This is a genomic window from Pseudoalteromonas sp. SG43-4, assembly GCF_014164325.1.
Lineage (GTDB): Bacteria > Pseudomonadota > Gammaproteobacteria > Enterobacterales > Alteromonadaceae > Pseudoalteromonas > Pseudoalteromonas distincta.
In genome coordinates, this window is record NZ_JACJFB010000004.1 from 46,482 (window position 1) to 66,126 (window position 19,645).

The window sequence follows — 19,645 nt, forward strand, 5'->3', positions numbered from 1 at the left end:
TCTTAACGTCATTTTTAATCTTTATAATCATGTATTAGTGGTGTTACTAGTATTCGAACACTATATAATTTCATTTGCCGAACTCTTGGTATGGTTTTGCTAAACAAGTTTATTTAATTATTTAAGTAAATAAAGGTTTGAGTTGAACTATTACTTTCAATGTTTAACCCCCATCGTGGCGGTTAAATCTCGGTCCTTTGGTCTTCACCCTATCTGTTGGTGTATCAGACTTTAGAGGCTCTATGTATGTTGTTAATAAAAAAGCCACACACAGCTTTTTACAGCGATGCATAAACAACACTTTTAAATTTTTTGATTAGTGCTGCTCGATATTATTGGGTTGTTGCTACTTTATACTTAACCTTAAATCTAAGCTTATTGTTTTAGATATGGTTTTCGCGTGTGTGTAAAAAAGTGTTGCCTAAATGAAAGACAAATTCGAAGCTATGTTTTAAACCTAGCTACTTAGTTTTAGCTCGTCTAATTAAGGTGAGCGCAGATAAAATGGAAAGTTGAGCATTTATGCAAAAGTTAAATTGGCGACGTATCGTACTTAAAGTAGGTAGTGCATTAATTGCACCAGATCAAGATGGCTGCCGTTCGCGTTACATATTAACCATCGCACAGTTCATTGTTCGTTGTCGTGCCCGTGGAATCGAGGTGATTTTAGTATCATCGGGTTCTGTAGCTGCTGGCGCGCATTTATTCCCATCAGACAAACCACGCTCTGTGGTAATGAAAAAAGCAATGGCGGCAGCAGGTCAAACAGAAATGATTGCCATGTGGGACCGCTTTTTTGACTTTCCATCTGCGCAGCTATTATTAACGCACGGCGATTTACGTGACCGCGAGCGTTACCAGAGCATCCGTGAAACCGTGTTCACTTTACTTGAACATGGTGTACTTCCTATCATTAATGAAAACGATGCCGTAACCACCGACGATTTACGAGTAGGTGACAACGATAACTTATCAGCAATGGTCGCAGCAGCTGCCGATGCCGATGCTTTATTAATATTCTCAGACGTTGATGGGCTATATGATAAAAACCCTAACTTACATGATGATGCGGTGTTACTGCCTGAAATAAAATCAATTGATGAATCTATTTATGCTATGGCAGGATGTGCTACAAGTGCGGTAGGTACTGGTGGTATGAAAACTAAAATAGAAGCGGCAGAAAAAGCAACGTCACATGGTATAGCGACTTATATTATAAATGGCTTTAAAGAAGAAACATTTACAAAACTGCTAGCTGGAGAAAACCCAGGTAGTGTATTTTTACCGTACGAAAAACCGATGCAGGACTCTATTCATTGGATGACACATACAGCAAATGAGCAAGGTGAAGTTGTTGTTGATGGATCATTTGATGAATCTCTTGAAGGTGAAAGTGGATGTATTCGTGGTGACGAAATTATGGAAGTTCACGGTGAATTTGCCGTGGGTGATACCATTTTAGTACGTAGTGAAGACGGTACGCGTTTAGCTAAAGCGACCGCAAATTATAGTAGCTGTTTGTTAAACTTTATTGCAGACAACGAACAGAGTGAATTCAGCGAAAAAATGCAGGATTCAATTGGACCAGTTATATCTGAAAAACATATCGCATTATTGGAGAAGTCATGAGTTTAATTACGGACATTTCACGTCAGGCAGCTAAAGCTGCACATACACTTGCTTTACTCGATACCGAGACTAAAAACCAAGTTTTAGTTGAAATGGCAGCGGCACTAAGAGAGCAAAAAGCATTTATAATAAAAGAAAATGAAAGTGATTTAAGCGCAGCACGCGACAATAATTTAGCAGCCTCAATGATCGACCGCTTAACGTTAAACGATGAGCGTATTGAAGCAATGGCAGAAGGTATTGAAGTAATCGTAAGCCTTGATGATCCTGTTGGTCAGCTGCGTGATATTACTGAGCGCCCAAATGGTATTAAAATTCGCAAAATGCGAGTACCTCTTGGTGTTGTATGTATGATTTACGAAGCACGCCCGAATGTGACAGCAGACGCTGGTGCATTATGTTTTAAATCAGGTAATGGCGTAATTTTACGTGGCGGCAAAGAAGCACTTAGAAGTTCACAAGCTATCGCAAGTGTAATGCACCGCGTACTTGAGAAGCACAACTTACCGGTATCACTTATTTCAGTGATTCCAGATCCAGACCGTGCGCTGTTAATGGAACTGATGCAGCAACGCGAAAGCATTGATTTAATCATTCCACGCGGCGGCGAGGGTTTAATTAACTTTGTTACTGAAAACAGTACGATCCCAGTAATTCAGCATTACAAAGGCGTTTGTCATCTATATGTAGATAAAGATGCCGACCTAGAAATTGCGCTTAACTTACTGCTTAACGGTAAAACCCAGCGTACCGGTGTTTGTAATGCACTAGAAGGTTTAGTTGTGCATCAAGATGTGGCAGATGAGTTTTTAAATTTGTGTGCAGTTGTATTACGCCAAGAAGGTGTAAAAATAAATGCTGACAGCTTTGCAGCTAAATACTTTGATAACGCAACAGTCCTAGCTGATAACGAATTTGGTGAAGAATATCTAGACCTAGAAATCGCTATTCGCGTTGTACCAAACTTTACGGCAGCGGTTGAACACATTGCACAGTTTGGATCAAACCATACAGAAGTAATTTGTACTAAAAATGAAGCTGCTGCAGAGTTATTCCAACGTAGTGTTGATGCTTCTGTAGTAATGGTTAACGCATCGTCTCGTTTTTCTGATGGCTCACAATTGGGCCTAGGTGCAGAGATTGGAATAGCTACTTCCAAGCTACATGCATACGGTCCTATGGGCCTCGAATCACTAACGACCGAAAAGTATTTAGTTAATGGAGTTGGCCAAGTTCGCGAGTAACCGCAAAAATTAAGTCCATAAAAAGCCGAGCATATTCATGCTCGGCTTTTTAGTTTATAAATCACGCTACAGTTACTTTAACTTTTTAAACCAATCACTTGCAGGTTCTGGTCTATGCAAATAATAGCCTTGCAGAATAACCTCAGGATACTCCTGTAGTAAATCAAAGTGGGACTGGTTCTCTACGCCTTCAGCTACAATCTCTAACTCGAATAAACGGCCTAAGCTTACAATCATATCAATAATTAACTTATCGTTATTATCAGTCGGTGCTTCCAATACAAAAGAGCGGTCAATTTTTAGTTCTTGTATAGGTAATTGTTTTAGATAAGTTAAACTCGAATACCCAGTACCAAAGTCATCAATAGATACCCTAATACCTAGTTTCTTGAGACAGTGAACAGCCTCAATAGCCGCTTCCATATGATTAAGCAATGTCCCTTCAATTATCTCAATAGTGAGTTGCTGAGGATTAATGCTATGTTGCTTTATTTGTTGGCTAATAAAGCTTAAAAAACGCGCTTCATGAAAGTGCCTACCACTTACATTAATTGATAGGTTTAACTCAGGGTGAGTTTTACTAAGTTGCGTTAATATTTCTAGCGCATTTGTAGTCACCCAGCAATCTAAGTCATAAATTATATCTGACTCTTCAGCTATAGATATAAACTCACCAGGGCTAATAAAGCCTTTTTGGGGATGCTCCCATCTTAATAAAACCTCAGCACCTTTAAGTTCTTGATTGCGATCAAATTGCGATTGCAAATACAGAGACAACTCATTTTGTGCAATTGCTTTGCGTAAATCTTGCTCTATTTCGAAGCGGCGCTTTGCTTGCTCGCCAAATGAAGTATCGAAAAAGGTGATTCTGTTACCGCCTTTTTCTTTTGCTTTGTAGCAGGCCGCTTCACAATTTCTAATTGTTTCTATAGCACTTTCCCATTGATCCTCACGCGGAAAAATATACGTGCCAATACTTACCGTTAAGCTTACTTCTTGATCATTAAATATAAATGGGTGATTTATTGCTATGAGTAACTCTTGAGCTTTTCGTTCTGCAATTATTTGTGCTCTAGCACGACCAACTCCTTTATCTACAATGCACAGTGTTGCAAATTCATCGCTCCCTAAACGGGCAATAACATCTTTTTTATCAATATGAGTATGAATACGTTTAGTAAGATCTTTAAGTATATTATCTCCTGCAAGGAGCCCTAAACCATCATTTATTGAGTGAAAGCTATCAATATCAATAATATAAATATAAGCGTAGGTTTTATCCGTATTGCAGGTTTGAAGCTGTTGCTCTAATTGCTTTAAAAAGCCATTTCGATTAGGTAAACCTGTTAGCTCATCATGCCATGTTAAATAATCAATACGCTCTTGAGTTATTTTAACACTCGATATATCACTAAATACACCAATGTAGTGTACGTTAGTATCTTGCTCACCTTTAACCATTGTTAGTGTTAAAAGCTCTGGATATAGTTCGCCATTTTTTCGTCTTGTAACAAGTTCGCCACTCCAGTAACCGGCTTTGTTAGCATGCTCCCACACCTGATCAAAACTAATACTAGGATGATTGTTTTTCTTTATATCGTGCAATTGCATTTTTAAAGAGTCAGCTTCACAGTATCCTGTAATTCGACAAAAAGAAGGGTTAACGGCAATTATTTTACCATCGCTATCAGTTATTACTACACCGTCAGCAGTGCCTGTTAAAGCTTGATAAAACAACTGTTGCTTAGAGGAAAGTAGCTTTAATTCTTCTTCTCGTTGGGTTAGTTCTTGTGCTAGAGATTCTATTTCGAGAAGCTTATCGTGTAGGTCAAAGTTTTTTTCAATGAGACGGTCTAACATCCCTTGAGCTGTTATATGCGTGCGAATACGCGCTCTTACCAGTGCTAATTTGTAAGGCTTATGAATGTAGTCAATAGCGCCCATTGCAAAGCCTTTTTCTTCAGACTCTTCTTCGGTAAGCGCAGTGACAAATATAACAGGGATCCCTTTAGTATTTTGTTTCGCTTTGAGTATATTGCATACTTCGTAGCCGTCCATGCCAGGCATCATTATGTCTAATAAAATCAAATCAGGGCGAGTTGACTCAACAAATACTAATGCTTGTTCACCACTAGTCGAAATACGTACATCGTAGTCCGTTAAAAGCCCTTCAACTAATACGTGTAAATTACTAGGTTCGTCATCAACAATAAGAATTAAAGGTTTATGCTTTTGTTCTGTGGTTAATCCATTACTGTTTGCGAGGTAATTTGAATGCACTATCTGTCCTTCTCTGCGTTCTTTACAATATTAAATCTAGTTCAGGTTAGTGGTTATGCCTAATTTTTATTATCGTTTTTATACTTATCAATAAGCTCAATCACTAACGCGTAGTTAAAATGATCAATTGCTTCTTTGAGCTTAAATAAAGAGTGTCCTCTATCATATTGATCCATTTCTAGCTGTCTAATCAAACTGCTAGGTACAGGGCGAGCCGTTAATGCTAATGAGTATATATTATCAATAACCGAGTCTTCGTTTTCTAACTGATTTAGTTGCTTATGCTCTTTTTTAAAGCCCTCAGCTATCAAAAATTGTTTTACAGCAAAAAGTGTAAGAGTTAATTGCTCATTAAAGCTAGATAAGTTAATACTCTTCTCACCTATTAAGTTTTTCTCAATACTTTGCGTGCTTTGTTGCAGTAGCTCCAAGCCTAATGTGCCGGCCAATCCTTTAAGTGTATGTACTAGTCGAATTAAGCTTTCTAACTCTCCATTTTTGATTAATATATCAGCTTTAGTTGAAAAGTCATTGTAATCGTTGACAAACTGAGTAAATAATTTAGCTAACAATTCATCATTGTTTTCTACGTTGTCTTTTGCCAGCTGCAGATTAATTGTATTTAATGGTTTGTTACTTTGTAGGTGTTTTTCTATACTTTCGAAAAGAGCATCAAAAATAATTGGTTTTACTAAAAAGTCATCCATACCCGCTCTAAACGCTGCTTTTTTATCATTAGGATCTGCGGCTGCTGTAATTGCAATTATGGGAGTTTTGTAGCCCCGCTCTCTTAATATACTTGTTGCCTCTAAGCCGTCCATAACTGGCATCTGAACATCCATAAAAATAATATCAATGTCATTTGTCTCTACTTTACCTAATGCATCATGTCCATCATTAGCAATGATCACGGCCATATCTAACCTTGCTAAAAGGGCAGAAGCTATTTCTTGGTTAATCTTATTATCGTCAACCACCAATGCATTAAAACCCGAGAATTTAGGATGAGGCCTTAATTGCTTTTCTTTAAAATTATCAGGTGAAAGCTTCCTTAAAATTTCTACTTCACTATTCTTATTACCAATAAGTGTAATGTCTATACTTTCATTTTTCGCAATTGGCTCAGGAGACTCTTCATCAGTAATCAATAAAATAAGCGTCAATTTTTCATTAGTATTTTTATTTTGAGCATACAGTTGTTGTAATATAAAGTTATCTTTGAGCTCTTTTTGTTTTATCGACATTATTACAATACTAAATGGGCTATTAGGTTGAGCCATTTTAGCAATGGCTCTTAATGGTTCTTGTGTGGTTTCTGTTGTTATATTTATATCACTTAGCAAGTCCATTAATTTTTTAATTTGCTCATTATCGGGGCTAATTAATAGGGCATGTTTTTTAAGTTTTTGCTGCTCAGATAAGGTAAAGGGTAGAGTGAAGAAAAACTCGCTACCTTGATTAATCGTGCTCCTTACTTGTATATCTCCGCCAAGCAGTTTAGTTAATTGTTTGCTTATAGTGAGTCCTAAACCGGTTCCACCATACTTTCTTGTTGTGCTTGAATCACCTTGCGAGAAAGACTGGAATATAATTTTTGATTGCTCTTCAGTCATCCCAATACCCGTGTCTTTTATACTAAAGCGAAGGTTTATTGTTTTTTCGTGTTGAGATGTCGCTTCTATAATTAATGATATTTCACCATGCTCAGTAAACTTAATTGCGTTACCTACACAGTTATTTATTATTTGGCTTAAGTGCATTGGGTCGCCAATAAGTTCAAGTCCTGCATCAACGTGTAAAGTAAAATTTAGTAGCAAGCCTTTTTGCTTGGCATTTGTTGAGAATAAATTTTGAACGTTAGAAACAATAGTATGTAAGGTAAAAGGGATTTGCTCTAACTGGACTTTTTCCGATTCTAGTTTAGAAAAATCCAGAATATTATTTAAAATCTGCAATAAATTTTGAGCACTTGAAAAAGCTTTATCTGCGTAATGTTTTTGCCTTGAGGGAAGCTCACTGCTTTGTAATAGCTGCAACATACCTAATATGCCATTCATTGGAGTGCGAAGTTCATGGCTCATATTGGCTACAAAGTCTATTTTTGTTTTATTGGCTTTATCGGTTTGCTCCATAGCGCTCGTCAAGTCGGCATTCATTGCTTCCATTTGGGAATTTAATACTCGGGTTTCATTGAGTAGCTCTTTGGTTTGCTTATTTTTTAAATATAAAGCGTTGGCTGCTTTTATTACCGACGCTATTTCAGTTTGATTTTGGCTGGTATTTGAAATAGTTACTGGCTTTTCGTTATTCATGTCCTTAAGTAATAAAGTGAGCTGGGTAATCGGTTTTATAACCGATCTAAAAATAAAGTAGCTTAACAATAAAATGATTAACATAATTAAAACGGCAAATATATTTGCCTGTTCTGTATTTTTTGTTAAGTGGCTACTTAGTAGCTCTTCTGTTTCGGTTAGTTTATTTTTTTCTATATTTTTAATTTCATTAGTTAAATACAGCAATTCGTTTTCTATGCCAGTTAGCACTACATTTACAGAAAAAGTGTAGCTGCGGGTTAGCAATACAAGTTTGTTATAAGCTTGTTTTAAGCTTATTGTTTTATTGGAGAAGGACTCATTTATTACAGACGTGCTCGTTAGTTTTTTATGTAAGTAATCTAGGTTTTGTTTTACATTTTGCGCTTCATCAAAGTTAGGCTTATAAAGGTAGCTTACAGCAGCGTGCTTTAAATTACTTATTGTGAGTAAAACATCGTTAAAAATAACTTTATTGTCATTGTTTGAAGACTCTTCTAAATCAATAATTGTTACTTGTAAGTCATCAATAGGTTTTTTGAACTGAGTGGTGTAAAGGTGTTCGCGTTTTTGTCTGTTTATGACAACTTGGCCAAATGTATCTTGGTAATTATTTAAATATTCGCCAAGGCGTATTAGTGAATTTTTGTACTGTGGTGTATGGTTTTGAGTGTTTGCTTTTAGTTGCTTAAGATCTAGATTTGCCTTATTTAAGTAAAAATTAAATTTGGTAATCGTATTTTCATTTGCATTGTCAATAAATGAGACCGCATGCGCTTGCAGGGAGATAATATCGTTTTCTAAGTTAGTTACAGCTTCACTTTGAATAAGTGCGTTATGTTGCGATTTTTGCAAGTTAAGTAAAGACGTTTGCGAATAGTTAAACAAATAGCTCTGTAAAAGAAGTAATCCAATCAGCGAACACAGAGCTAATATTATTTTTGATTTAATTGAGTTTATTATCATTATCGGCTAATCAACTCATACCATTTTTGCAGGCTGTAGTCATAGGTTGGCATAACTGTATTCCACACTGCTACATTACTAAAGCGCTTATGGTAACTACCGCCATTACGTTGCCCACCTGCTTTTACTGCTACATCGCCATTGGTATTTAATAAATCTATGTTTGTTGCTTTTCCACCGTACCAGTAATCCCATTCAGACTGAGATAGGAGTAGTTTAGAGCGCTGCGGGTTACTAATGTAATAACCTTGGCGAGCAATAAATGCACCAGGCCAGCCTGAAAGCCACCAATTCATATAATCGTACGCAGCATCTTTTGCGCTACTTTGTATTTGTGACGATAAACACATAACACCATGCCAGCCTCGGTAGCCTTCTTTTGGCGCGGCAAATCGTACATTAATATTTTGGCTGTTTAATGCAGACACGGCAGGCGAAAACATACTTTCTATGTGGGCTCGTTTACTTTTCATAAATTCAATCGACTCAGGAACCGAGTTCCAATAGCCACTAAAGTGACCTTGGCGTTTAAAATCGAGTAATATACTAAACAATCTATCAAGTTCGGAGCGGGTCATTGCACCTATATCGTTAAACTTTATAAGCCCTTTACTTTGTGCTGCTAGGGCTAGGTCAAATAATCCAATGGTAGGCGCATTTACAATAGCTACTTTACCTCTGTTCTCGTCATTAAGCAGCCAACTCCAGCTTTCTGTTTCGTATGCTATACCGGGCTTAATAAAGTCGGTGTTGTAACCAAAAGAGTCAACATTATGCACATAAGGTAAAAAGCTAAGATGATCGCTTTCTTGTGCGCTTAATGTGCCATCGGGTTGAACATTTAATAATTTATAGGGGGCATCACCTGCACCAATACTTGCAGTTTCGGTTAGTTTTCCCGTTTTAGTAAGTGGATTTATCTCGTTAAAGTAGGTGAGTCGTTTTTTTTCTATTGGCTGAATGGAACCTGCATCCCAAAGCACATTAATGCTGTCTGACCATTGTTCGTATAAATCAAAGGAGTTAGGGTCCATTGATGCCTTTTGCAAAACAGCAGCGCTGCCTGCGGGAGTAAATTCTATATTAATACCCAAGTCACTCATCGCTTGCTTGCGGATAGCCTCTTGGAGTGTTACATGCGTACCAAGCACTCTTAATGTGACTTTTTTTCGGGCAAAAACATAAGGCGCATGTGTTATTGCACCAGCTGTTAAACCTATTGCAGCTAGCTTTTTTAGCGTTGAACGCTTAGGGTTGTCCATGTTAAGCCTAAAGTACTAATGTGTGACATTATGTATAGCTAAGAACTTGTAAAGACACAAGTTGAATGGATAAATTTAAAATTATATAGAATGAAAAATTAGAATATTAGGGTGTCAAAAAATAATAAAAACAGTGGAAAAATAGAAGAGTAGAACGAATTTGAAAAGGAGTAGGAAAGTGGTGGAGCTAAGCAGGATCGAACTGCTGACCTCCTGCGTGCAAGGCAGGCGCTCTCCCAGCTGAGCTATAGCCCCACATTCCTAAGTTACATATAATGTAACTGCTTGACTGCTGAGTTCCAAGCGGGACGAACTTTAAGTTTTTTTATAAATTTGGTCAAGTATTTTTTCGTAAATTTTCACTGTTTACGTCAATTTTTGTTAGACTCGGCTTAATTCAAAACTAAAACGATAAAAAACAATGAAAAAATGTGTTCTAGCGCTTATGGTTTTACTCGCTGGCTGTGCCTCAAATGATGAGCCGCCTTTTGAAATAAATAATAAACAGTTTCACGAAAAGCAAGATGAGCAAGGCAATAAGCTTTTTGCTTATGTTGTTTCGGTAAAAGCTAAGCATCGTGAAAACTTTAACCTTGACCGTGGTCCTAATAAGAGACCAAGTCGTGGTGAGGTTAAGCAGTATATAGAGAAAGAGCATTTTGAAGAATCGAGCATTCTGAAGTTACAGCTAGAAGACCAAGCAGTTGAATTATTAAATCAGGAGCTAAAAGATCGTAAGTATTGCGACAACAAGCATGAAGTTAATGATGTTTTATGGCGAGATTTGAGTGTACAACTAAGAGGGCGTTGTTTGTAATATGTTGGCTGATAAAACTAAGTTAGCAGAGCTTTTGGCGAACCTAGATATTACTTACGATGCAATAGAGCATCCGCCGCTACATACTAGCTTAGCGGCAGATGAGTTTATGATTGAGCGCCCAGGTACTCGTCTTAAAAACCTATTTTTACGCGATAACGAAGGCAAGCGACACTTTTTAGTTATTACAGCGCACAATAAGCAACTCGACTTAAAGGTACTATCAAAGCAACAAGGGCTTTCACGCTTAGGGTTTGCATCGAGTGAGCGGCTAGCTAAATATTTAAAAGTGGCTCCTGGGTGTGTATCTATGTTGGCTCTTTTAAATGATAAGCAAAACGAAGTGAGCTTATGGGTTGACCAAGATATTTGGCACGGTGATTTGTTTCATTGTCATCCGTTTGAAAACACCCAAACATGGTTGCTTAGTAAAGCTGATTTAGAAACATTTTTTAATTACACAAAGCATCAACCGCGCGTTGTATTTTTACCCTCAAAATAAGCCCACATAATTAACGATAAACCACATAAGCAAACCGCAAGCAGCGTAAACATAAACGCTGTTTGCCCATGATGTTGGTATACCACACCGGGTAATAACGACCCCAATGCGCCACCACTGTAATAAAACGAGACATATCCGCCATTGGTTACACTTGGTGGGGCTTTACTGATTTTATTAACGAGCGGTGCGGCAGTTGAATGAATCACAAACATAGCACCACAAAACAAAGTAAATGCGATTAAAAATAAGCTAAGCTGATGGCTCATTAATAAAATAATACTCACACTATAAAAACTAAATACCGCAGTTAATAAATGCCAAGGCGAAGGGACTTTTTTAAGTAACCAAGGTGCAGCAATAGAGGCGAGGGCACCAATTAAATAACCACTGTAAACTAAACCTATGTCACGAGTATTGGTAATTAAAAACGTGTTTTGTAATATAAACGGTAAGTAATTAAGCAGTGCAGCGAAGCAAAAAAACATACAAAAAACGGCGCCGTAAACTTTAAGTACAGCGCCTTCTTTAAGTTGTTTAATGTAATCGAGTGGGGAGAGTTGCGACTGTTTAGCTGGGTTTGTAAAGCGAGAATGCTTAACTGTCAAAGCTAAGCAAATAAGCATAAAAGCAATTACGTAATAAAAGCTCTGCCAATTCCATAAGTCGCTAAACAAAGCGGCAAGCACACGTCCAAAGTAACCACCAACTATACTGCTACCAATATATAGGGTCATATTTTTTTGAAGTGTATCAGCGCTATAACTCATGCCTATATAGCTAGTCATTGCTGTTAAAGCTGCGGGGAGCGTTAAACCCTGTAAAAATCTGACTAATAATAAAAGCTCAAAGCCAGGTACATAAACAAAAAGTAAGCAGCTAAGGCCTAAAAGCACCATTGCAATACGTAATATAAGTAGTGGGTTTATTTTTGCTAAAAATAAACCGTAAACGAGCGGGGCAATGGCTAAGGGCAGCATAGTTGCAGTCATTAAGCTGCCAGCTACCGCAGGGGCTACATTAAATTCGCTCGCAAAAAGGCTAAGTAGAGGTTGTGGTGCATAAAGTACAAAAAATATAAATACCGAGCAAACGAGTAGATGAGGTAAACGCATTATATGGCTTATACATTTGCTGATTTGTTGTCTGGTATTGTATTAAAAATTGTTTTTAATTGATAATTAAAACCATGCTCTTTGCGTCATATCATGGTTTGTTTTAACTAGTTTGCTAGATTAATGTCGATAGCGCTGTTATTTGAACTCGTTGGTGATTAAAATAGCGATAATATTAGTTTTTAGTGGAACAAAGCCATGGGTTCATTACAAGACCAATTGCTTCAAGCAGGATTAACAACATCGCATAATGCTAAAGTTGCTAAATCAGAAAAGCGTAAGCAACAAAAAAAGCAAAAGAAAGGGGCTACTAGCAACCCAAGTGATCTGCAAAAGCATATTCAACAAACCAAGCTAGAGCAGCAAAAAAAAGCTGAAGAGCTTAACCAAACACGCCAAGTGAGCTTAAAGCAGCGCGAACAAGAAGCGCGTGTTAAACAAATTTTAGAGCACCACAACCAAGACGCTATTCGTGGTGAGCGCACATTTAATTTTACTTATCAAAACAAAGTAAAAAATATCGACGTGAACGAGAAAACGCAAAAAGCGTTATCGGGCGGTCGTTTAGCTATTTGTGTACTAGAAGGGCAATTTTACGTATTAGACGACGAACCAGCACGCAAAGTGGCTGAAGTTGACGAAAAGTATATTGTTTTTCATGTAGAGCCAGAAAACAAACCAAAAGATGAAGATGACCCATACGCAGACTTTGAAGTACCAGATGATATAGTGTGGTAATAGTTATTAAGGGTAAGCTCATTTTTATTTGCTAAAGTATATAAAAGTGAGATGGAAACGAGTTAGCGGTTTTTGGTTAAGTTGATCGTCTAGCGCCGTTTCGTACGTATGCTTTTTATTTGATTGTTTACTACAATCAATAGAACAGTTTTTCTAACCGTCAAAAAAGAAGAGTAAATACAATGAGCAAGATGAAAACACTACTATTAGGCGTGGGTATTACTTTAGCCGCAAGCTTCTCGTTTAATGCAGCAGCTGCCGATGGCGCTGCACTTTATACCGCTAAGAATTGTCAAACTTGTCATGGCGCTGAAGGTAAAGCACCAATTATGGGTATGTACCCTAAACTAAACGGTCAAAATAAAGACTACTTAGTAGCGCAAATGAAAGATATTAAGTCAGGTGCACGTAATAACGGTATGACCATGGCTATGAAAGCAATGGTTGCAACGGTAACTGATGAAGAGTTTGAAGCAATTGCAGATTACCTAGCTAACGTAAAATAATTTACGCAGCTATACCATTTTAATACAATTGGTATTTTAGTTTTACAAACAGCCACACAATAGTGTGGCTGTTTTGTTTGGTGTTTGCTATAAAATAGAGACTGCTTTAGACTTCTAAACATCTGTTCGTACAGGTTAATAATGTACGTTTTTAAAAGGCTCATTATGTTTGATTTACCCCAACTCGATTTAAAAAATAAAGTATCAGCACAAGAGTGGCAACTTCGTGTTGATTTAGCCGCGTGTTATAGACTGGTAGAGCACTTTCGTTGGGGGGATTTAATCTATACGCATTTATCAGCACGTTTGCCTGGCACCGACCACTACTTAGTGAATGCGTTTGGTTTAACCTTTGATGAAGTAACTGCCTCTAATTTAGTAAAGGTCGACTTAGACGGCAACATTATTGACGATACGCCATTTAGTATTAATCCAGCTGGTTTTACTATTCACAGTGCGATTCACGAGGTACGCGAAGACGCTCATTGTGTTATTCACCTTCATACCAAAGAAACAATCGCAGTCGCTACACAAAAAAATGGTTTATTACCGCTTAGCCAATATTCAATGTTTTCACTGCCATCGCTTTCTTATCATGGCTACGAAGGGCTTGCAGTAAACGACGACGAGCGAAAAGTGCTGCAAGATGATTTGGGCAGCACTAACCATATGTTATTGGTAAATCACGGTGGCTTAACAGTAGGCCCAACGGTAGGCGATGCGTTTATGCGCTTTTATGATTTACAGCGAGCGTGTGAAATTCAACTAGCGCTACAATCAAGCTCGCAAGAGGTGATTGAAGTACCGCAACCTATAATCGACAATATTTATAATCAAGCAAACGTAGTACACAGTGGCAGCACTGGCGGGCAACTTGCGTGGCCTGCGATGTTACGTAAAGCGTATCGACTTGACCCTAGTTTTGCAAAATAACCCATAGCGGTTAATAAGGAATTTTAATGAAAGTAAATCGCGTTGAAGTATTTGATATTCACTGTCCTGATAGACCTTCTTGGACACCTGTGTTTGTACGTATTCATACTGACGAAGGTATTAGTGGTGTTGGCGAAGCGGGCCTTGCATACGATTTAGGTCACAGTGCTGCAGCGGCTATGATTAAAGAAATGGCCGACGCCTTTTTAATCGGCCACGACCCATTTCAAACAGAAAAACTATGGTCTCGTATGTTACGTGAGAGCTTTTGGGGTTTAGGCGGCGGACCTGTTGTATATGCTGCAATGAGCGCAATTGATACCGCACTTTGGGATATAAAAGGTAAAGCGCTTGGTTTACCTGTATACCAGTTATTAGGCGGTAAAGTTAACGACAAACTACGCACTTACGCTTCGCAATTACAGTTTGACTGGGATAGCGAATTTAAAGCCCTAGTACAACCGCAAGAATATGCAGAAGCGGCTTTAAAGGCGATGGCCGAAGGTTACGATGCAGTAAAAGTAGATCCAATTCAGTACGATAAAGACGGTAACACTTATTACGACCGTACAAAAATAATCTCACGCACTGAAATGAAGCTATACCGTGCACGTATGCAAGCCATTCGCGAAGCAGTAGGCGACGAAGTGGATATTATTTTTGAATGCCACAGTTTACCAGGTGTTACAACAGCTATTCAGCTAGGTGAAATTGCAGAAGAATTTGACTGTATGTACTTTGAAGAGCCAGTTAACTATTTAAACCATTCATTGCATGCAAAAGTAGCAGATAAAGTTAATGTGCCAATTGCTGGTGGTGAACGTTTGTATAATCGCTGGGGTGTGCGCCCGTACTTAGAAGATCAAAGTATTGATGTTCTGCAACCTGATATTGGTTTATGTGGTGGCTTTACCGAAACTAAAAAAGTATGTGATTACGCAGATATCTTTGATGTGCGTATTCAAGCTCACGTATGTGGCGGGCCTGTTGCAACAGCAGCATCACTGCACTTAGAAACGGCTATCCCTAACTTTTTGATTCATGAGCACCACACTTATGCGATTAAAAAGTGGAACCGCGAGTTATGTTTACAAGACCCACAACCTAAAAATGGTTTCTTTGAAGTGTCAGAAGAGCCAGGCTTGGGTATTGAATTAAATGATGAGATTGTTATGCGTTCTCAACGCGTAGAAATAAAATAATAGCCTTTTAACCTAACTTTAGGTCATGCATTAAAAAGCAAAAGCCGGTAAGTGATTAGTCACTTACCGGCTTTTGCTTATTTAGGGGGAAGTAAAGCTTGTTATAACTCGTTAATTTTACATTCTACGTCTTTAAGCTCAATAGTGGCTTTACTATCAAGGTGGCGTATATAGCATTGCTTGCCTTTAATCATCAATTCAAACTGATCGGGTGTATTGCGACTTTGCGTGTCGATAATATTATTACCATCCACATTGCTAAGGGTTACTGTGCTGCTGGTAGTAAATACATTCTCAGCTAATTGAGTTTCTTGTATATGTACAAGTGTTTTAATTGCTTTGCTAACGGCTGTTTTATTTGGCTTTGCCAGTAGAGCATGTTGCAGCTTAGGTGTCGGATCTGGATTTTGAGATATGCAGCCATTGAGAAAAAACGCAGAAAATACAACGATTAGTAAAAAGTACATTTTCATAAATTGGCCGTATTATTATAAAAAGAGAGTTTAATATAACTAGTTTTACTTAAACTTGGTAGTAGTGCTTAGCGTTTGCATAGCTAAGGTTATGCCATGTCTTATCGTTTGAGCATAACGCCTTATGGCAGTGCCATAGAGTGTTGTAGCTTGTATTTATTTGGCACACAGGAAAGTTGCTTGCAAACATAATACGCTGCTGGCCAAAGTGATTAAAAAGAATATTAAAACACGCTGCTTGTTGCTCACTGGTAAGTTGTAGTAATTCAAAACCAGAGAATTTAATTGCTATGTTGTCGTGCTGAGCAAGTAACTCAGCACCTTGTTGCCAGTCATTTAAATTACTTGGTAGTCCTGCATGATTAATTATAATTTGAAGCTGCGGTAGCTGCTTAGCGTAGTAAGCTATTTGTTTGGTTATTTCGCTATTTTCAATATCAAATTGAGCTTCAAAATGCAGTTTATTTGTAGCCAATAAATTAAGGTTATTAATACAATGAGGGCTTTTTAGTCTCACTGCATCATCGTCTTCGGTTATATCTCTTATACCACAAAGGCTTGAATGAGCCAGTGCATTTAGCGCGTGATTAAATTGCTCTGCGGGCGCATCAATTTGGTTGTAACTAATAGCCTTAAACGAAAGGTTTTTTAAATGCGAGCTTAGCCAGTTTAACTCGTTTATAGGTGATTGATTATCAAACCCAGCCTCAATGTGCACAATACCCGCAAGTTCAAAATTAGTACTTTCAACAAGTTGCTCTGCACTTATTGGTTGTTTAATTTTTTCTAGGTTAGGCCATGCTGGTGGGTTTTCGCCTTGTAGCCAAGTATATTGCCCCTCGGCAAGATTAAAAAAATGCACATGAGGGTCAATAATTTGCATGCTCATTGGGCTGTATAGCCGCCATCAATACTTTGTAAGCTACCAGTAATAAAGCTGGCATCGTCGCTTGCTAAAAAGCTCACAAGAGCAGCAACTTCGTCGGCTTGACCTAATCGGTTAAGCGGTTGCAGACTTGCTTCCTCGGCAACTATTTCAGCTTTGTTTGCGCCACTTTTTGCGCAGTACGCATCTATCGCGTTATGAAATAGCGGGGTTTCTATTGTGCCAGGGCATACCGCATTTACTCTAATATTAAAGCTCGCGTAATCAAGCGCCGTTGTTTTGGCCATTGAGGCAAGGGCATGTTTTGTTAGGTTATACGCAAAAGAGTTTTGCTTACCTATAATTGCTTGATCGGATGCGACTAATATAATAGCGCCGCTATTTTGCGCTTTCATGCTTGGCAATACGCTTTGTACTGCGGCATAGGCGCCTTTAACATTAAGCGCAAAAAGTGCATCGAGAGTTTGCTCATCGGTGCTTTCTATATTTGCGCTTAAGTGTTTTCCAGCATTAGAAACAAGTACATCAATGCGTTTGCTTTGTTCACAGATAGCGTTGATACAGCTTTGTACCGCCGATACATCACTTACATCACACTGATGAAATATACCAGTTTCGCTTGGCTCTATATCAAGGTTATGTACTTTATAGCCATTACTTAGAAAACGCTTTACAACGGCTAGACCAATTCCTTTTGTACCACCTGTAACTACTGCAACTTTAGACATACTTACTTCCTTTATTGCTAACTAGTGAGAGTGACCGCAGCCGCCTTCAGCGTGCACATGTCCGTGAGAAACTTCTTCACTCGTCGCTTCACGTACAGATACAACTTCAACGTCGAACGTTAGTGTTTTGCCCGCAAATGGGTGGTTTAAATCACAATCTGCGTTAAAACGACCAACCTTAACAATAGTAACCTGATGACGACCTTGGTTAGAGCTAACCATTGCTGTCATACCTGGTTTCCATACTTTAACGTCGCCTTGTAGATGCTTAAGCGGAATACGTTGAATTAAGTCATCAACACGCTCGCCGTACGATTCACTTGGCTCTAGAGTTACACTAAATTTTTCGCCGGCTTCTTTACCTTCAAGTGCTTTTTCTAAACCAGGAAGCATGCCTTCGCTGCCATGAATGTAAGTAAGTGGCGCTTCGTTTGTGCTACTTTCAATTTGCTCGCCCGCTTCGCTAAGGGTGTAATGAAATTCAACTGCTGAATTTTTGCTAATTTGCATGCTTGTCTCTTCAAATAATAACTATGTTAGGGCGCAATTTTACGCGAAATATACTTGTTTATAAACTTAACGTGGCTGATTTAGTGTTTTTTGTAAATTTAGCAGAAAATCTTTTTTTATTGGTGCTGCTTTTTGCTTTTCAGCCTGTGGTATAAACAGTACTAATTGAGTGCCAGGCTTTAAAATGCTCGATGCAGAGAGTTTGTTCCATTTTGCCAAGTCGCTATGAGGTACATCGTAAAGCTGACTTATACTCCAAAGGCTATCGCCTGACTTAACTTCGTAATCTATTTCAATGGTGGGGATCGCAATCTCTTGGTGTTCTAAATAAGGGCTGATTTTGTAATCAACAGTTAATGTGCTTGGCAGAGTTTTAGGTTGCCCAACTAATAACTTTTCTCCAACACCTATTAAATTATTATTTTTATTATTAAGTTGTTTCAAAGCTTTTACAGACATACTAAAACGCCTGGCGATACTGTAAAGCGTATCGTTTTGTTTAACGATGTACTCTCCAGCAAAGTTTGATTTGAAGAACTGACTTTTTAATAATGCTTCTTGCCCTATAGGCAGCAGTAAAGTATGCGGCCCGTTAGGTGAGCTTTGATTTTTTAAATATCCCTGATTAATAGCATGTAACTGCTTTGAACCTATACCAGAGAGCTTGGCAATGACTGAAAAGTCGAACTGCTGGCCTATGTTCATCTGTGTTGTAAATGGTTTATATGCAAGCTTTGGGCGTTTTATACCCTTTTGTGGGTGTTTAACTAAATAGCTTAAAGCGAGTAACTTAGGTACATAGTCAGCGGTTTCTTTTGGCAGACTGAGCGACCAGTAATCGGTGCTTTTACCGCGTTTTTTATTTTTTTCTATTGCGCGTTTAACGCGGCCTTCACCACTATTATAAGCGGCCAAAGCATGTAGCCAATTACCATCAAAGCGTTTATGTAAGTAACTTAAGTAATCAAGCGCAGCATCGGTTGAAGCAAGTACGTCTTGGCGCCCGTCATACCATTGGTCTGACTTAACACCAAAGTGATGCGCCGTTGCGCCAACTAACTGCCAAACACCAACAGCTTGCTGTGATGAGGCTATTGTTGGTCTAAAATCGCTTTCTACAAATGGTAGTAATGCGAGCTCCATAGGTAGTTGCTTTTGCTCAATTTTTTTTACGATGTGATACAGGTAAGGCGCTGCGCGTTTACTCACCGTTTGTAAGTAGTTAGGTTGCTTTGCATACCAGCTGATACGCTTTTTTAAAGCGCGATTTTGATAAATCGTAAAGTGTAGATTATTGGCTATATGCACCCACAGATCGGTGGTTTTTGGTGGGCGCTTTTTTACGATTGTTTTTTTGAATTGAAGTGGCGTAACTAGCTCATTAACTTGAGGCGTTTGAGCTACTTCCTCGTCAATATCATAAGTATAGTCAGGCTCAAAATGAGTAAATATTTGTGGAGCTTCTTGTGGTTCTTGCTCCGTTGATTGACAACCAAATAACAAAATACCCAAACAACATAAAACCAAACTGCGCATAGTGAT

General features: G+C 38.3%; 17 protein-coding genes and 1 tRNA gene. 8 read left to right on the plus strand and 10 right to left on the minus strand.

All coding sequences use genetic code 11. The features are described from left to right. Positions 1-522 precede the first annotated feature (522 nt). Both proB and H5160_RS05330 read left to right on the plus strand, forming a co-directional pair. Positions 523-1,629, plus strand: a complete 1,107-nt coding sequence (gene proB / locus H5160_RS05325; RefSeq protein ID WP_002957876.1) for a glutamate 5-kinase — start codon at positions 523-525, stop codon at positions 1,627-1,629. After that, positions 1,626-2,873, plus strand: a complete 1,248-nt coding sequence (locus tag H5160_RS05330; RefSeq protein ID WP_182737011.1) for a glutamate-5-semialdehyde dehydrogenase — start codon at positions 1,626-1,628, stop codon at positions 2,871-2,873. Before proB ends, H5160_RS05330 begins: the two co-directional genes overlap by 4 nt. 72 nt (positions 2,874-2,945) lie before the next feature. On the opposite strand, the gene H5160_RS05335 is transcribed toward H5160_RS05330, so the two are convergent. The 4 genes from H5160_RS05335 to H5160_RS05350 all read right to left on the minus strand — a co-directional run bounded on the left by H5160_RS05335 (position 2,946) and on the right by H5160_RS05350 (position 9,948). After that, positions 2,946-5,153, minus strand: a complete 2,208-nt coding sequence (locus tag H5160_RS05335) for an EAL domain-containing protein (RefSeq protein WP_182737012.1) — start codon at positions 5,151-5,153, stop codon at positions 2,946-2,948. A gap of 59 nt (positions 5,154-5,212) precedes the next feature. Further along, positions 5,213-8,431, minus strand: coding sequence for an ATP-binding protein (locus H5160_RS05340; protein ID WP_182720360.1), 3,219 nt, complete (start codon positions 8,429-8,431; stop codon positions 5,213-5,215). Next, a complete protein-coding gene (locus H5160_RS05345) occupies positions 8,431-9,693 on the minus strand; it encodes a PotD/PotF family extracellular solute-binding protein (protein WP_182715861.1) in 1,263 nt (420 codons plus the stop codon). The genes H5160_RS05340 and H5160_RS05345 overlap by 1 nt, the downstream gene beginning before the upstream one ends. A gap of 179 nt (positions 9,694-9,872) precedes the next feature. Further along, positions 9,873-9,948: transfer RNA gene (locus tag H5160_RS05350), tRNA-Ala, on the minus strand. A 166-nt stretch (positions 9,949-10,114) separates the two neighbouring features. Here H5160_RS05350 and H5160_RS05355 point away from each other — a divergent pair. Further along, entirely contained in the window at positions 10,115-10,510 is a 396-nt protein-coding gene (locus tag H5160_RS05355) for a hypothetical protein (RefSeq protein WP_002957870.1), read from the plus strand. 1 nt (position 10,511) lies between these two features. Next, positions 10,512-11,012: a prolyl-tRNA synthetase associated domain-containing protein gene (locus tag H5160_RS05360; RefSeq protein ID WP_182737013.1), complete on the plus strand. Its 501-nt coding sequence runs from the start codon at positions 10,512-10,514 to the stop codon at positions 11,010-11,012. Here H5160_RS05360 and H5160_RS05365 read toward each other — a convergent pair. Further along, entirely contained in the window at positions 10,979-12,127 is a 1,149-nt protein-coding gene (locus tag H5160_RS05365) for an MFS transporter (RefSeq protein ID WP_182720361.1), read from the minus strand. The genes H5160_RS05360 and H5160_RS05365 overlap by 34 nt on opposite strands. Positions 12,128-12,325: 198 nt before the next feature. Between H5160_RS05365 and H5160_RS05370 the strand changes: the two genes are divergently transcribed. The 4 genes from H5160_RS05370 (at position 12,326) to H5160_RS05385 (ending at position 15,506) form a co-directional block, all read left to right on the plus strand. Next, positions 12,326-12,865, plus strand: coding sequence for a DUF2058 domain-containing protein (locus H5160_RS05370; protein WP_002957867.1), 540 nt, complete (start codon positions 12,326-12,328; stop codon positions 12,863-12,865). 182 nt (positions 12,866-13,047) lie between these two features. Next, a complete protein-coding gene (locus tag H5160_RS05375; RefSeq protein WP_182737014.1) occupies positions 13,048-13,371 on the plus strand; it encodes a c-type cytochrome in 324 nt (107 codons plus the stop codon). 165 nt (positions 13,372-13,536) lie between these two features. Further along, a complete protein-coding gene (locus H5160_RS05380) occupies positions 13,537-14,304 on the plus strand; it encodes a class II aldolase/adducin family protein (RefSeq protein ID WP_010554363.1) in 768 nt (255 codons plus the stop codon). A gap of 26 nt (positions 14,305-14,330) precedes the next feature. Continuing rightward, complete coding sequence (locus H5160_RS05385) at positions 14,331-15,506, plus strand: mandelate racemase/muconate lactonizing enzyme family protein (protein WP_007375956.1); 1,176 nt, start codon at positions 14,331-14,333, stop codon at positions 15,504-15,506. Between the two features lie 101 nt (positions 15,507-15,607). On the opposite strand, the gene H5160_RS05390 is transcribed toward H5160_RS05385, so the two are convergent. The 5 genes from H5160_RS05390 to H5160_RS05410 all read right to left on the minus strand — a co-directional run bounded on the left by H5160_RS05390 (position 15,608) and on the right by H5160_RS05410 (position 19,639). Further along, complete coding sequence (locus H5160_RS05390) at positions 15,608-15,979, minus strand: hypothetical protein (RefSeq protein ID WP_182720363.1); 372 nt, start codon at positions 15,977-15,979, stop codon at positions 15,608-15,610. A 49-nt stretch (positions 15,980-16,028) separates the two neighbouring features. Continuing rightward, the gene (locus H5160_RS05395) at positions 16,029-16,868 is read right to left on the minus strand and encodes an amidohydrolase (RefSeq protein WP_182737015.1); all 840 of its coding nucleotides are present in this window, start codon (positions 16,866-16,868) and stop codon (positions 16,029-16,031) included. Then, positions 16,865-17,593: an SDR family NAD(P)-dependent oxidoreductase gene (locus H5160_RS05400; RefSeq protein ID WP_182737017.1), complete on the minus strand. Its 729-nt coding sequence runs from the start codon at positions 17,591-17,593 to the stop codon at positions 16,865-16,867. Before H5160_RS05400 ends, H5160_RS05395 begins: the two co-directional genes overlap by 4 nt. A 21-nt stretch (positions 17,594-17,614) precedes the next feature. After that, the gene (locus tag H5160_RS05405) at positions 17,615-18,103 is read right to left on the minus strand and encodes a peptidylprolyl isomerase (RefSeq protein ID WP_002957860.1); all 489 of its coding nucleotides are present in this window, start codon (positions 18,101-18,103) and stop codon (positions 17,615-17,617) included. A gap of 66 nt (positions 18,104-18,169) precedes the next feature. Beyond that, a complete protein-coding gene (locus H5160_RS05410; protein WP_182737018.1) occupies positions 18,170-19,639 on the minus strand; it encodes a LysM peptidoglycan-binding domain-containing protein in 1,470 nt (489 codons plus the stop codon). Between the last annotated feature and the right edge of the window lie 6 nt (positions 19,640-19,645).